This is a genomic window from Ferrigenium straubiae (assembly GCF_051257895.1).
In the GTDB taxonomy this organism is placed as follows: domain Bacteria; phylum Pseudomonadota; class Gammaproteobacteria; order Burkholderiales; family Gallionellaceae; genus Gallionella; species Gallionella straubiae.
Map to the genome: position 1 here is coordinate 608,688 of NZ_CP194331.1, position 13,823 is coordinate 622,510.

General features: G+C 61.2%; 13 protein-coding genes and 2 tRNA genes. 14 read left to right on the forward strand and 1 reads right to left on the reverse strand.

Going from position 1 to position 13,823, the window contains the following annotated elements; all coding sequences use genetic code 11:
• Window positions 1–3 precede the first annotated feature (3 nt).
• On the forward strand, window positions 4–1,416 hold the full coding sequence (gene dbpA, locus ACRRNM_RS02750) for an ATP-dependent RNA helicase DbpA (RefSeq protein WP_435626723.1): 1,413 nt from the start codon (window positions 4–6) through the stop codon (window positions 1,414–1,416).
• A 67-nt stretch (window positions 1,417–1,483) separates the two neighbouring features.
• Here the strand turns inward: dbpA and ACRRNM_RS02755 are convergent, their stop codons facing one another.
• Window positions 1,484–3,337, reverse strand: a complete 1,854-nt coding sequence (locus ACRRNM_RS02755; protein WP_435626724.1) for an ABC-F family ATP-binding cassette domain-containing protein — start codon at window positions 3,335–3,337, stop codon at window positions 1,484–1,486.
• A gap of 112 nt (window positions 3,338–3,449) precedes the next feature.
• Between ACRRNM_RS02755 and ACRRNM_RS02760 the strand changes: the two genes are divergently transcribed.
• From ACRRNM_RS02760 to coxB, 13 genes are all read left to right on the forward strand, one after another.
• Window positions 3,450–3,605, forward strand: a complete 156-nt coding sequence (locus ACRRNM_RS02760; RefSeq protein WP_435626725.1) for a hypothetical protein — start codon at window positions 3,450–3,452, stop codon at window positions 3,603–3,605.
• Between the two features lie 23 nt (window positions 3,606–3,628).
• Complete coding sequence (locus ACRRNM_RS02765; RefSeq protein ID WP_435626726.1) at window positions 3,629–5,410, forward strand: GspE/PulE family protein; 1,782 nt, start codon at window positions 3,629–3,631, stop codon at window positions 5,408–5,410.
• Between the two features lie 153 nt (window positions 5,411–5,563).
• Window positions 5,564–5,797 (forward strand): acyl carrier protein, encoded by a 234-nt coding sequence (gene acpP / locus ACRRNM_RS02770; protein WP_212784836.1) that lies wholly within the window; start codon window positions 5,564–5,566, stop codon window positions 5,795–5,797.
• Between the two features lie 36 nt (window positions 5,798–5,833).
• Entirely contained in the window at window positions 5,834–7,066 is a 1,233-nt protein-coding gene (fabF, locus tag ACRRNM_RS02775) for a beta-ketoacyl-ACP synthase II (RefSeq protein ID WP_435626727.1), read from the forward strand.
• A 14-nt stretch (window positions 7,067–7,080) separates the two neighbouring features.
• A complete protein-coding gene (gene pabC / locus ACRRNM_RS02780) occupies window positions 7,081–7,905 on the forward strand; it encodes an aminodeoxychorismate lyase (RefSeq protein WP_435626728.1) in 825 nt (274 codons plus the stop codon).
• Entirely contained in the window at window positions 7,902–8,882 is a 981-nt protein-coding gene (mltG, locus tag ACRRNM_RS02785) for an endolytic transglycosylase MltG (protein WP_435626729.1), read from the forward strand. The genes pabC and mltG overlap by 4 nt, the downstream gene beginning before the upstream one ends.
• The gene (gene tmk / locus ACRRNM_RS02790; protein ID WP_435626730.1) at window positions 8,879–9,502 is read left to right on the forward strand and encodes a dTMP kinase; all 624 of its coding nucleotides are present in this window, start codon (window positions 8,879–8,881) and stop codon (window positions 9,500–9,502) included. The genes mltG and tmk overlap by 4 nt, the downstream gene beginning before the upstream one ends.
• A gap of 1 nt (window position 9,503) precedes the next feature.
• Complete coding sequence (gene holB / locus ACRRNM_RS02795; RefSeq protein WP_435626731.1) at window positions 9,504–10,517, forward strand: DNA polymerase III subunit delta'; 1,014 nt, start codon at window positions 9,504–9,506, stop codon at window positions 10,515–10,517.
• A 2-nt stretch (window positions 10,518–10,519) separates the two neighbouring features.
• Window positions 10,520–11,299, forward strand: a complete 780-nt coding sequence (locus tag ACRRNM_RS02800; RefSeq protein WP_435626732.1) for a TatD family hydrolase — start codon at window positions 10,520–10,522, stop codon at window positions 11,297–11,299.
• A gap of 61 nt (window positions 11,300–11,360) precedes the next feature.
• Window positions 11,361–11,436 (forward strand) — tRNA-Gly (locus ACRRNM_RS02805).
• Window positions 11,437–11,499: 63 nt separating this feature from the next.
• Window positions 11,500–11,573, forward strand: a tRNA-Cys gene (locus ACRRNM_RS02810).
• A gap of 207 nt (window positions 11,574–11,780) precedes the next feature.
• Window positions 11,781–12,440, forward strand: coding sequence for a hypothetical protein (locus ACRRNM_RS02815; protein WP_435626733.1), 660 nt, complete (start codon window positions 11,781–11,783; stop codon window positions 12,438–12,440).
• 332 nt (window positions 12,441–12,772) lie between these two features.
• Window positions 12,773–13,816, forward strand: a complete 1,044-nt coding sequence (gene coxB, locus ACRRNM_RS02820) for a cytochrome c oxidase subunit II (RefSeq protein ID WP_435626734.1) — start codon at window positions 12,773–12,775, stop codon at window positions 13,814–13,816.
• Window positions 13,817–13,823: the final 7 nt, after the last annotated feature.

Here is a 13,823-nt window from a genome sequence, read left to right on the forward strand (position 1 = left end):
ACCATGGCCGATACTCAAACACCCACCTCCGCCTCCACAGCCGGGTGCTCTTTCAGCGAACTGCCGCTGTCGCCCGGCATGCAATCGACCTTGCAGCAGCTGGGCTACCTGACGATGACCCCGATACAGGCGGCCAGCCTGCCGATCGCGCTGGCCGGGCATGACCTGATCGCGCAGGCCAAGACCGGCAGCGGCAAGACCGCGGCGTTCGCGCTGGTGCTGTTGACCCGCCTTAACCCGCGCCGCTTTGCGGTACAGGCAATGGTGCTGTGCCCGACGCGCGAGCTGGCCGACCAAGTGACGCAGGAGATACGCCGCTTGGCGCGCTCCGCAGATAACATCAAGATACTGACGCTGTGCGGCGGCAGCACGATGCGCCCGCAGATTGCCAGCCTTGAGCACGGCGCACATATAGTCGTCGGCACGCCGGGGCGCATCATGGATCACATGGATCGCGGCACGCTGAACCTGGAGGCGCTCAACACGCTGGTGCTCGACGAGGCCGACCGCATGCTGGACATGGGCTTCTACGACCAGATCGCTTGGGTGGCGAGACGCTGCCCCGCAGAGCGCCAGACGCTGCTATTCTCGGCGACCTATCCCGAAGGCATCGCGCGGCTGGCGCGCCAGTTCCTGCGCAATCCTCGGGAAGTGAAGCTGCAGGAACAGCATGAGGAAGGCAAAATACGCCAGCGCTTCTACAAGGTGGCAAACGAGCAGCGTTTGCAGGCGGTCGGCATGTTGCTCAAGTACTACCGTCCGGTTAGCACGCTGGCCTTCTGCAACACCAAGCAGCAATGCCGCTCCCTGCTGGAAGCGCTGCATGCCCAGGGCGTCAAGGCGCTGACCCTGAATGGCGATCTGGAACAGCGCGAACGCGACCAGGTGCTGATCCAGTTCGCCAATCGCAGTTGCTCGGTGCTGGTAGCTACCGATGTGGCCGCGCGGGGCCTGGATATCGCGCAACTCGAAGCGGTGATCAACGTTGATGTCACGCCTGACCCGGAAGTCCATATCCATCGCATCGGCCGCACCGGCCGCTCCGATCAGGACGGTTGGGCGCTGAGCCTGTGCGGCCCGAGCGACCGGCATCGCATCGTCAGCCTCGCGCAGATGATGCGCATCGAACCGGAGTGGCATGAGCTGGGCGCGCTGCAAAACGATGACGACTCGCCGCTGGTGCCGCCGATGGTGACGCTGCAGATACTCGGCGGGCGCAAGGAGAAGATCCGCCCCGGCGACGTGCTGGGCGCGCTCACCGGCGAGGCGGGATACACGCGCGAGCAGGTCGGCAAGATCACCGTGACCGACTTCTCCACCTATGTCGCCGTCGCGCGCAACATCGCCACAGAGGCCGTGCGCAAATTGTCGGCCGGCAAGGTTAAGGGCAAAACGGTGAAGGTGCGCGCGCTGTAGGGAGCTACGCTGCGGGTGAGCAGTGGGATGTAGAGGGAGTAGGGGTACCGTAGCTTTAGAAGATACGCTACACCGCTTCCTCTAAACTCATCTCCAGTTCCAGCCAGCTTTCTTCCAGTTCCGCGACCTTGCTTTCCAGTACTTCGCGCCGGGCATTCAGGCCGGCGATGAAATCGCCGCTGCATCCGGTGTAGGTGGTCGGGTCGCCTAGCTTGCCGTTGATCTCGGTTAATTCGGTCTGCGCCTTGTTCAACTCGGTTTCGAGCTTGGTCTGTTTCGACAGCAGCGCCTTCCGGTTCGGCCTGGGTGCGGCTTTCTGAATGGGTTTTTCCGGCTTGGCCTGTACCGTCTCGCGCGGGCGGCGCGCTTCGATCCAGACCTTGTAGTCTTCCAAATCTCCGTCGAACAGCTTCGCCTGCCCGTCCGCGACCAGCCACAGCTCGTCGGCCACGGCGCGGATCAGGCTGCGGTCGTGCGATACCAGCACCACCGCGCCGGTGTATTCCTCCAGCGCGATGGTGAGTGCGTCGCGCATGTCGAGGTCGAGGTGGTTGGTCGGCTCGTCGAGCAGCAGCAGGTGGGGCTTTTGCCAGGCCAAGAGTGCTAACGCGAGGCGGCTTTTCTCGCCGCCGGAGAAGCTTGCCACCGGGCGATCCTCGCTGTCGCCGGCCAGGCCGAAGCGGCCGAGGAAGCTGCGCAGCGCGAGCGTGGTTTCCTTGGGCGCTATGCGTTCCATGTGCTGCAGCGGGGTGGCTTTGCTGTCGAGGTTTTCCAACTGATGCTGGGCGAAGTAACCGATGCGGATGTCCGGGGTGGTTTCCAGTTTGCCCGAGGTGGGTGCGAGTTCGCCGACCAGCAGCTTGATCAGGGTGGACTTGCCCGCGCCGTTCGGCCCGAGCAGCGCGATGCGCGCACCGGCGCGCAGCACCAAGTCGACGTTCTGGAACAGCTTCTTGTCGCCGTAGGCGAAGCCCATCTTCTCGGCGCGCAGCAGCAGGTCGGGGCTGCGCTCCGGCGCTTCGATCTCCAGTTCGAAATGGCCGTCGGTGACATGCGCGGGTGCGATGCGCGTGATTCGTTCCAGCGCCTTGATTCGGCTCTGCGCCTGCTTGGCCTTGGTGGCTTTGGCGCGGAAGCGGCGCACGAAGTCTTCCAGATGCGCGATCTTCGCCTGCTGCGTCTGGAATGCCTGATTCTGCTGGGCGATGCGCTCGGCGCGGGCGCGCTCGAAATCGTCGTAGTCGCCGGCATAGCTGTCGATGACGCAGTCGTGCACATGGGCGATGCGGTTGACGGTGGCGTTGAGGAATTCGCGGTCGTGCGAGACCAGCAGGATGCTGCCGGGGTAGCGCGCCAGGTACTGTTCGAGCCAGAGGATCGCTTCGAGATCGAGGTGGTTGGTCGGCTCGTCGAGCAGCAGCAGGTCGGCGCGGTGCATCAGCGCGCGCGCCAGGTTGAGGCGCATGCGCCAGCCGCCGGAGAAGCTGGTTACCGGACGCGCCAGACTGTCGCTGGCGAAGCCCAAGCCGTTCAGCAGTTGCGCGGCGCGCGCCGGGGCGCCGTAGCCGTCGATGGCCTCGAACTGGTGCTGGGCTTCGAACCAGGCCGCGTCGTGGTTATCCCTTGCCAGGATTTTCTCGAGCTGGCGCAACTGCACGTCGCCGTCGAGCACGAACTCCAGCGCGGGCTGTGCGGAGTTGGCGATCTCCTGCTCGACATGGGCGATAGTCTTGCCGCTTTGCAGCGAGACCTCGCCGCCGTCGGGCTTGATTTCGCCGCGGATCAGGCGGAACAGGGTGGTCTTGCCGCAGCCGTTCTTGCCGACCAGCCCGATGCGCTGATTGGCGAACGCCTGCAAATTCGCCTGCTGGAACAGCGGTGTGCCGCCCTGCAGGTAGGTCAGATTCTGGATATTGAGCATGGCTCAATGATAACAGAGGGCTGCGCGCAACCCGCTCCGTAAACATCAAAGCGCTACAAGGCCGAAGGACTTGTTATCATGTGCCCCTCAAACTTAAAGAGCGGGAACGCAAATGGCCAAACCAAATTACTCGTACGAGAAACGTCAGAAAGAACTCGCCAAGAAAAAGAAGCAGGAGGAGAAGCGGCAGAAGAAGGCAGCGGCACAGGGCGAGCAGCCCCAGGATGGCTCGCTGCAGCCGCCGGCGGGCGAGACACCTGCTGCTTGAGTCGTTCATCCTGATGGCTTGCCATGAATAAAGAGAATTTCATCGCCGCACAGCGTGGGCAGAAACTGACGCTGGAGTTCATCCTGCGCTGGCTGATGCGGGACGGCATGGTGGCGGAGGAGGATGCGAGCCGGCTCATGAGGAGCCACAAGGCCGACCACATCCATCCGCTGGCGGTGATCGGCGAGCAGAAATGGCGCAATCTGCTGCCGCCCAACAAGCTGCTCACTACCGAGTTCCTCACCGAATGGCTGGCGGCGCATCTCGGCATGCCGTATTTTCACATCGATCCGCTGCAGCTGAATTTCGCCGGCATCGCCAGCATCATTTCCAAGTCCTACGCCGAGCGGCTCAAGATCATGCCGGTCGGGCTAGGCGAGCGCGAGGTGAGCATCGCCACCGCCGAACCCTTCCTCACCGACTGGGTGGCGGACCTGGAGCGCATCCTCAACCTGAAGATCAGGCTGGTGCTGGCCAGCCCGCTCGACATCAACCACTACCTGCCGGAAATATACAGCCTCGCGAGTTCGGTGCAGCTTGCCAGCAAGGCCAGGGCGGGGCAGGCCATCGGGGTGCAGAACTTCGAGCAACTGGTCGAACTGGGCAAGAACAAGAACCTCGACGCCAACGAGCAGCATGTGGTGACGCTGGTGGACTGGCTGTTCAAGTACGCCTTCGAGCAGCGCGCCAGCGACATCCACCTGGAGCCGCGCCGCGACCTCGGCATTGTGCGCTTCCGCATCGACGGGGTGCTGCACCAGGTCTACCAGCTGCCGATGCCCGTCACCAACGCCATCACCAACCGCATCAAGCTGCTGGGGCGCATGGACATGGTGGAGAAGCGCCGGCCGCAGGATGGACGCATCAAGACGGTCAGCGCGGAGGGCGATGAGATCGAACTGCGCCTCTCCACGATGCCGACCGCCTTCGGCGAGAAGCTGGTGATGCGCATCTTCGACCCGGAAATCCTGGTGAAAAATTTCACCGATCTCGGCTTTTCGCGCGAGCAGACCGCACTGTGGAACGGCTGGACGAGCCAGCCCAACGGCATCATCCTGGTGACTGGCCCGACCGGCTCCGGCAAGACCACCACGCTGTATTCCACGCTGAAGCAGCTCGCCACGCCGGAGGTGAACGTCTGCACGGTGGAAGACCCGATCGAAATGATCGAGCCGGCGTTCAACCAGATGCAGGTGCAGCACAACATCGGCCTGAATTTTGCCGACGGCGTGCGCACCCTGCTGCGGCAGGATCCGGACATCATCATGGTGGGCGAAATCCGCGACGCGGAAACTGCCGAGATGGCGATCCAGGCGGCGCTCACCGGCCATCTGGTGCTGTCGTCGCTGCATACCAACGACGCGCCTTCCGCGATCACGCGATTGCTCGAACTGGGCGTGCCGGCCTATCTGCTCAATTCGACGCTGCTGGGCGTGATGGCGCAACGCCTGGCGCGCACGCTGTGCCCGCATTGCAAGGCTGCGGGCGAAATCAGCGACGAGGCCTGGCAGGAACTGGTCTCACCGTGGAAGGCCGCCAAGCCCGCTCAGGTCAATGCCGCCATCGGCTGCCTCGAATGCCGCATGACCGGCTATCGCGGGCGCACCGGCATCTACGAGATGCTGCCGCTCAGCATGGAAATGAAAAAGCTGGTGGTCAGGGATGCCGAACTCGCCAAGATCAAGGCGCTGGCGAGACGCGAGGGCATGAAGCCGCTGCGCCTCAACGGGGCGGAAAAGGTCGCGGCAGGGCTGACCACGGTGGAGGAGATCATCAAAATCGCGCCGCCGCCGGATCATGAATAGCCCTGACCTGAAAGCAGGAATTCCGGTTAATCAAATAGATGGCGGCAAAAGCGGGGCGGGACGGGCGATTTTTAGCGGTTTTCGTTTGGAATTTCCGGCAACTTTGATACAATCCCGTCCGCTTTTTTAACTTAAACTAGGTGGGAGATATAAATGTCTATTGAACAACGCGTTAAAAAGATCGTCGCCGAACAGCTTGGCGTGAACGAATCGGAAGTCAAGAATGAATCTTCTTTCGTCAACGATCTGGGTGCTGATTCTCTGGATACCGTAGAGCTGGTGATGGCTCTGGAAGAAGAATTCGAATGCGAAATCCCCGATGAAGACGCGGAAAAAATCACCACCGTCCAGCAAGCCATCGACTACGTCTTGGCGCATCAAAAGTAATTCCCTCCTTTATTTCGTTTGTTAAACGGAGTCAGTTTGTCTAAACGCAGAGTCGTCATTACCGGGCTGGGGATCATTTCCCCGGTCGGGATCGGAATTCCTACTGTCTGGCAGAACATCGTCGCGGGTAAGCCCGGCATTACCCGGATCACCCGCTTCGATGCCAGCGCGCTGGCCGCGCAGATCGCCGGCGAGGTGAAGGATTTTGACGTTACGCAGTACATTCCCGCCAAGGATGCGCGCCGCATGGACCGCTTCATCCATTTCGGCCTGGTGGCCGGCATGGAGGCGTTCAAGGATGCCGGGCTGGAAGTCACCGAGCAGAATGCCGAGCGCATCGGCGTGAACATCGGCTCCGGCATCGGCGGTTTGCCGATGATCGAGGAAACGCATAACGATTTTCTCGCCGCAGGCCCGCGCAAAATCTCGCCGTTTTTCATCCCGGGCACGATCATCAACATGATTTCCGGCAACCTGTCCGTGATGTACGGGCTGAAGGGCCCGAACCTGGCGATGGTCTCCGCCTGCACCACCGGCACGCATTGCATCGGCGAGTCGGCGCGCATCATTGAGTACGGCGATGCGGATGTGATGATTGCGGGCGGTGCCGAAGCGACGATCAGCCCGCTGGCAGTGGGCGGCTTTGCAGCAGCACGCGCGCTCAGCACGCGCAACGACGATCCGGCCACCGCCAGCCGCCCTTGGGACAAGGACCGCGACGGCTTCGTTATCGGCGAAGGCGCAGGGGTGATGGTGCTGGAAGAATACGAGCACGCCAAGGCGCGTGGCGCAAAGATTTACGCGGAACTGGCGGGCTACGGCATGAGCGGCGACGCCTACCATATCACCTCGCCGAATACCGACGGCCCGAAGCGCAGCATGTTGTATGCATTGCGCAATGCCGGGCTGAATCCACAGGACGTGCAGTATATCAACGCGCACGGCACTTCGACGCCGCTGGGCGACAAGAACGAAACCGACGCGATCAAGCTGGCCTTCGGCGACTACGCCAGGAAGCTGGTAGTGAGCTCCACCAAGTCGATGACCGGCCATCTGCTGGGCGGCGCGGGCGGCATCGAGTCGGTATTCTGCGCCCTGGCGGTACACCATCAGATTGCGCCGCCAACAATCAATGTCTTCGAGCAGGATCCGGAGTGCGATCTGGACTGTTGCGCGAATACCGCCCGCAACATGAAGATTGATGTCGCGGTCAATAACAACTTCGGCTTCGGCGGAACCAACGGCTCGCTGGTATTCCGTAAGCTTTAACCTCTCCCTCCGCGATGCTGGTCAACGGTGTACCCGGTAACTCGATCAGCATCCGCGACCGGGGCCTGCTCTACGGCGACGGGGTATTCCGCACCCTGCGTGCCGCCAAGGGCAAGGCGCTGCACTGGCCCCTGCATTTCCTCAAACTCCAGCATGACTGCGCCGCGCTCGGCATAAGCTGCCCGGGCGAGGCGCTGCTTCGCGCCGAACTGGATCAGGTGCTCGCACAGCATCCGGACGGTGTGGTGAAGCTGATCGTCACGCGCGGCGAGGGTACACGCGGATACACGCCGCCCGCCGATGTTGTGCCCACGCGTATCTGGGATTTTTCGCCGCTGCCGGACTATCCGTCGCAATGGTCGACTGAAGGCATCAAGGCGCATGTGTGCAGTCTGCGCCTGGCCGCACAGCCTCGCCTTGCCGGCGTCAAACACCTCAACCGCCTGGAAAACGTGCTGGCCGCAGCCGAGCTGAGCGCGGCGCAACAGCACGACGGCCAGCTTGCCGAGGGGCTGTTGCTGGATGCCGAGGGGCATCTGATCGAGGGTGCGCGCAGCAACCTGTTCCTGGTGTTGCAGGGGGAACTGGTTACGCCCGATCTGTCGCGCTGCGGTACGGCGGGAATGCAGCGCGAACGAGTCATGGCTTGGGCCTCGCAGCATGGTGTCACGCTGCAGGTGCGCGATGTTGCACTGGAGGAGGCGCTGCAAGCCGACGAATTGTTCCTCGTGAACAGCGTCATCGGGCTGTGGCCGGTGCGCGAGCTCGGGCAGTGCAGTTGGGGCCATTTTCCGGTTGCCGCGCGCATCCGCCACGACCTTGAGCGGATGGATGCATGATGCGGAAGCTCTTCGCCCTGATCGTTTTGCTGGCGCTGCTCACCACGGCAGGAGGAGGCTACTACGCCCTCCGCCCGCTGCCGCTGCCCGCCACGCCGTTCGAGTTTACGCTGAAACAGGGCAGCAGCCTGAAGGGCATGGCGCGGGACATGGGGCAGGCCGGACTGCTGGAACAGGACTGGGCGTTCGTCTGGCTGGCGCGCCTCTTGGGTAAATCGGGGCAGCTCAAGGCCGGCAAATACGCGCTGGTGCATCCGGTTTCACCGCTGGAATTGTTGAACATTCTCGACAAGGGGCTGGTCGTCCAGGGACAGGTCAGCGTCATCGAGGGTTGGACATTCAGGCAGCTGCGCGCCGCGCTGGACGCCAGCCCGGACGTCGCGCATGACACCATGAACCTGACTGACTCGGAAATCCTGCAGCGCATCGGTGCGGCGGAAAGCCATCCCGAGGGACTGTTTTTCCCCGACACTTATAATTTCGCCTCCGGCAGCAGCGACTTGGCAATCATCAAGAGCGCCTACCAGTCCATGCAGCGGAATTTGCAGGAGGCATGGGCGGCGCGCGAGCCGGGGCTACCGTTGCAAACCCCTTATCAGGCGCTGATCCTGGCTTCCATCGTCGAGAAGGAGACCGGCGCACCCGGCGACCGCGGAATGATCGCCGGGGTGTTCATCAACCGCCTGCGCAAGGGGATGCTGCTGCAAACCGACCCGACCGTGATCTACGGGCTGGGCGAAAAATTCGACGGCAACCTGCGCAAGCGCGACCTGCTGGCCGATACCGCTTACAATACCTACACGCGCGGCGGACTAACACCCACACCGATTGCCTTGCCGGGCAGGGCCGCGTTGCAGGCGACGCTGCACCCGGCAAAAACCGACGCGCTATACTTCGTGGCGCGCGGCGACGGGAGTTCGCAATTTTCCGCCAGCCTGGCCGAACATAACCGGGCGGTGAATCAATACCAGAAATGAGCAAATTTATAACTTTTGAGGGGGTCGATGGGGCAGGCAAAAGCACCCATCTGGGGTGGTTCGCCGAGGCGTTGCGCCAACGTGGCCCCGACGTGCTGGTCACTCGCGAACCGGGCGGCACGCCGCTCGGCGAGCAATTGCGCGAAATCCTGCTGAACCAGCCGATGAGCATTGGCACCGAGGCGCTGCTGATGTTTGCGGCTCGCTTGGAGCACATTGAGCAAGTCATCAAGCCGGCGCTGCACGCGGGCAAATGGGTGATTTCAGACCGTTTCAGCGATGCCAGCTTCGCCTATCAGGGCGGCGGCAGGGGGCTGGACTGGAGTAAGCTGAGCCAGCTCGAGCAATGGGTGCACCCCGACCTGCAGCCCGATCTCACGCTGTTTTTCGATGTCCCGGTCGAGGTCGCGCAGCAACGCCTGAGATCGCCTGACAGCACAAGGCCGAACAATACCTCGCTCGATCGCTTCGAACAGGAGCAGGCCGATTTCTTCGAGCGGGTGCGCGCCGGCTACCACAAGCGCGTGCAACAAAATCCACAGCGTTATGTCGTCATCGATGCGGCTCTGCCCATGGATGCAGTTAAACAAAAACTCAAAGAAATCATTCTATCGCTTTGATATGAATAATATATATCCTTGGCAAAAAAGTGACTGGGCGCGCTTGCAGGAGCTGCGCAAGCGCCCGCCGCATGGCCTGCTCTTCAAGGGAAGCAAGGGGATAGGCAAGTTCGACTTGGCGATGAATTTTGCCCAGAGCCTGCTGTGCCAGCACCCCGATGAAACCGGTTTTGCCTGCGGGCAATGCCCTTCCTGCCACTGGTTTTCCCAAGGCTCGCACCCGGATTTTTGCCTGCTGCAACCGGATGCCTTGAGCCAGGATGGCGAGGAGGGTGATGATTCCAAGTCCGCATCCGGCAAGAAACCCAGCAAACAGATTTCCGTCGACCAGGTGCGCGGATTGGCCGATTTTTCCGGCATGTCCGCCCATCAGGGCGGCCGGCGCGTGGTCGTCATCCACCCCGCCGAGGCGATGAACACCAATGCCGCGAATGCCTTGCTGAAGAGCCTTGAAGAGCCCTCGCCGGGCCTGCTGTTCATCCTGGTGTCGCACAAACCGCAGCAATTGCTGCCGACCATCCTGAGCCGCTGCCTGTCGTTCGTCTTGCCCGCGCCCGATGCCGAAAGCGCCGCACGCTGGCTGGCAGAGCAGGGCGTGAAGAACCCAGCCGAAGCCCTCGCGGCCTCCGGCTTCGCGCCGCTGCAGGCCGCCCAACTGGACGAACAACTGGGCAGCGAGGAACGCGACAAGTTGCTGCGCGCCGTGCGCCAACCCGCCGCGCTGGACGTATTCGCGCTGGCCGAGGCCTTACAGAAAACCGAACAGGTGGTGGTCGTGCAATGGCTGCAGCAATGGAGCTACGACCTGAGCGCGATGAAGCTGGCGGGCAAGCTGCGCTACCATCCCAGCGAAGAGGCCGCCATCAGGAAGCTGGTCGAACCCGTCGCACCCCTGAACCTCGCACGACTGCAAAGCTACCTGCAAGGCGCGAAACGCGAGGCGCAACATACACTCAATCCCAAGCTGTTTCTGGAGTCGCTGCTGTTCTCCTACCGCCAGCTCATGCTCCACTAAACATGTCGTTCATTGATTCCCACTGCCATCTCGATTTCCCCGGGCTGGCCGAAAACCTCCCCGATGTGCTGGCGCAGATGCGCCATAACGACGTGGCCGGCGCGCTGTGTGTTTCGGTCAACCTGGCGGAATTTCCGCAGGTGCTGGCGCTGGCCGAACAGCATCCGAACATCTACGCATCGGTGGGGGTGCATCCCGATTACGAAGGCGTCGAAGAGCCCGATGCTGCGCGCCTGGTCGAGCTGGCGCGGCATCCCAGGGTGATCGCCATCGGTGAGACCGGCCTGGATTATTTTCGGCTGAAGGGTGACCTCGAATGGCAGCGCACGCGCTTCCGCAACCACATCCGCGCCGCGCGCGAATGCGGCAAGCCGCTCATCGTCCATACCCGTGAGGCGGCTGCGGATACCCTGCGCATCATGGCGGAAGAAAATGCGGCCGAAGCGGGCGGGGTCATGCACTGTTTCACCGAAACCTGGGAAGTGGCCGAAGCCGCGCTGGCGATGGGGTTTTACATCTCCTTTTCCGGCATCGTCACCTTCAAGAATGCCAAACAGATCAAGGATGTGGCGCAACGCACGCCGCTTGAGCGCATCCTGATCGAAACTGACGCCCCCTATCTGGCGCCCGTACCGCACCGCGGCAAGCTCAACCAGCCGGCCTACGTGAGGCATGTCGCCGAGGAAATCGCCTCGTTGCGCGGCATCTCCGTCGATGAAGTGGGGCGGCGCACCACGGGGAATTTCGAGCGATTATTCAAGGTAAGGGAATTTGAAAAGTGAATTTTTACCAGTGCAAATGTTGACAGACATTCGAATATCCCTATAATGCGCAACTCGTTTTGCGGGAATAGCTCAGTTGGTAGAGCGCAACCTTGCCAAGGTTGAGGTCGAGAGTTCGAGACTCTTTTCCCGCTCCAAACAACTAAGGGAAAGCATCTCCTGCTTTCCCTTAATCATTTCAAGCCAGTGTTCCTCGGCACGGCGCGGTAGCAAAGCGGTTATGCACCGGATTGCAAATCCGTGTAGGTCGGTTCGACTCCGGCCCGCGCCTCCAGTCCAGAAGCCAGAAACCACGCCATTTCAGGCGTGGTTTCTGCTTTGGGCCTTGGGCGCAGCGATCGGTAAGCTTTGCACCTCATCTACATAGTATTACCTATTGAGCCATGAGGGTGCCTAAGTTAGATTCCCAATAGTCATGGCGACTTGCAAAAGACCGCAATGTGCGCAGCCCAGCGTTAGCCCTTAACTTCAGGAGGTTCGCATGTTCAAGCTGATAACAGTCGCGCTCTTTGGCACCGCCGTCATGGTATCTATGCCGGTTTGCTATGCCCAAGGCAACGGCACCGCCGCGCACAAGATGGACAGGAGGGTGGTCGTGACGCAGTCTGCCGTAGCTTTGCGGCTGGGCATGCGGCAACTGTGGGAAGACCACCTTGTTTACACGCGGAACTACATCATCAGCGGGCTTGGGGGCCTCGAAGATTCCCAGAAGGTTGCCGAACGGCTTCTCAAAAACCAGGACGATATCGGCAACGCCATCAAGCCATATTATGGCGGGATGGCGGGCGACAGGCTCGCTTCGCTGCTGCGCGACCATATCCTGATTGCCGCGAATGTCGTGAAGGCAGCCAAGGCTGGCGATAACGACGGCTTGGCCGCAGGACAGAAAAAGTGGCATGAGAATGCCGATGACATCGCCGCTTTCCTGAGCAGCGCAAACCCCAACTGGCAGAAAGCGGTGCTCACCGACATGTTGTACAAACATCTCGATTTCACGACCTCCGAGGTCGTTTCCAGGCTCAAGAAAGACTGGGCCGCAGACATCGATGCCTACGATAAAGGGCATGCACACATGCTCGCATTCGCCGACATGCTCACTACGGGGATTGCCAGGCAGTTTCCAAGAAAGTTTTCCAGATAATGCCCGATCAGGCAGGGTGAAGGACTCAAATCCAACAGGCGGGACGGCCCGCCTGACGGTCAGGGAGAAACAGAAGCATACTCGGCGGAGGTTATGCCATGGAATTAGCCGGTGCGGCCATTCATGATGAACCTGCCACTCAAGAGCGGTACAGCACGCTTCCCTGTTGCGGCATAAGGCACGAGGCTGCAAGTCTCCATGAGGAAAGACCGGCTATAAAACAGCTGCGGCCATGGCTCGGGGTGGTTTTTTTCCTTTTTGCTTCCGATCCGGCATGCGCGAAATCAATCTGGGACTTTCAGGAACCCGTTACCCCCGTGGCCCGTGATTCGATGACGGCGAGCGTAGATTTTCTGCACATCATCATGGGCATCTATGTGGTCGTTTTTGCCATCTTCGCTTATTCCATCTTCAAGCATCGCAAGAGCTCAGGTGCTCAACCGGGGACATTCACCGGCCCACGCAGCAAACGGCAGTGGATATTGGCAATCGCTCCCTTTCTGCTGCTGATCTTCATCGATTACGTCTGGATGGGTATCCCCGCCTTCCAGGCCATCGCGCGTATGGAAGATACCGGGACCGCTGCCGAAATGGTGGTCAAGGTGACGGCCAGCCAGTGGAAATGGCAGTATGAATACCCGGAAGAGAACATCAAATTCGTCAGCACCATCGCGACCTCGCAAGACCAGATCCATGGCAGGAAGGCCAAGGGCGAGCATTACCTGCAGGAAGTGGACAATCCGCTTGTCCTGCCCACCAACAGGAAGGTGCGCATCCTCCTGACCTCCAGCGACGTGATCCACTCCTGGTGGGTGCCTTCCTTCGGCGTCAAGCGCGACGCCGTTCCCGGCTATCTGCGCGAGATGTGGGTAAACATCGACAAGCCCGGAACCTACCGCGGCCAGTGCTCCCAGTTATGCGGCGACGGGCATGCCTTCATGCCCATCGTGGTGGAGGCCGTCGCCGAGCCGCAATTCAGGGAATGGCTTGCGAAGAAAAAAACGGAAGGCACGACATCAGAGCTGGCTGCCGGCAAGGCCTGGAGCAGGGAAGAGCTGATGGCGAAAGGGGAGGAAGTCTATAACCGGATTTGCATCGCCTGCCACCAGGCTGGCGGCAAGGGGGTTCCGGGGGCTTTTCCTGCATTGGCGGGAAGCAAGCTCGAAAATGGGCCGTTCCTCGATAAGGAAGGACGCCTGCTCAAGGACGGCCATCTGGACCGGGTCATGAACGGCAAGCCGGGTACCGCCATGCAGGCCTTCAAGAATACCCTGTCCGATGTCGAGATCGCCGCGATCGTGACCTATGAGCGCAATTCGTTCGGCAATCACATGGGCGACATGGTGCAGCCTTCGCTGGTCAAGGCATTGCGTTAAGGAGAAC

Bases quoted from the DNA above. Each gene is read 5' to 3' on its own strand.
- coxB (WP_435626734.1), top strand. From the start codon at position 12,773: ATGACGGCGAGCGTAGATTTTCTGCACATCATCATGGGCATCTATGTG.
- ACRRNM_RS02765 (WP_435626726.1), top strand. From the start codon at position 3,629: ATGAATAAAGAGAATTTCATCGCCGCACAGCGTGGGCAGAAACTGACG.
- ACRRNM_RS02815 (WP_435626733.1), top strand. From the start codon at position 11,781: ATGTTCAAGCTGATAACAGTCGCGCTCTTTGGCACCGCCGTCATGGTA.
- pabC (WP_435626728.1), top strand. From the start codon at position 7,081: ATGCTGGTCAACGGTGTACCCGGTAACTCGATCAGCATCCGCGACCGG.
- dbpA (WP_435626723.1), top strand. From the start codon at position 4: ATGGCCGATACTCAAACACCCACCTCCGCCTCCACAGCCGGGTGCTCT.
- tmk (WP_435626730.1), top strand. From the start codon at position 8,879: ATGAGCAAATTTATAACTTTTGAGGGGGTCGATGGGGCAGGCAAAAGC.
- ACRRNM_RS02755 (WP_435626724.1), bottom strand. From the start codon at position 3,337: ATGCTCAATATCCAGAATCTGACCTACCTGCAGGGCGGCACACCGCTG.
- ACRRNM_RS02760 (WP_435626725.1), top strand. From the start codon at position 3,450: ATGGCCAAACCAAATTACTCGTACGAGAAACGTCAGAAAGAACTCGCC.
- ACRRNM_RS02800 (WP_435626732.1), top strand. From the start codon at position 10,520: ATGTCGTTCATTGATTCCCACTGCCATCTCGATTTCCCCGGGCTGGCC.
- acpP (WP_212784836.1), top strand. From the start codon at position 5,564: ATGTCTATTGAACAACGCGTTAAAAAGATCGTCGCCGAACAGCTTGGC.
- mltG (WP_435626729.1), top strand. From the start codon at position 7,902: ATGATGCGGAAGCTCTTCGCCCTGATCGTTTTGCTGGCGCTGCTCACC.
- holB (WP_435626731.1), top strand. From the start codon at position 9,504: ATGAATAATATATATCCTTGGCAAAAAAGTGACTGGGCGCGCTTGCAG.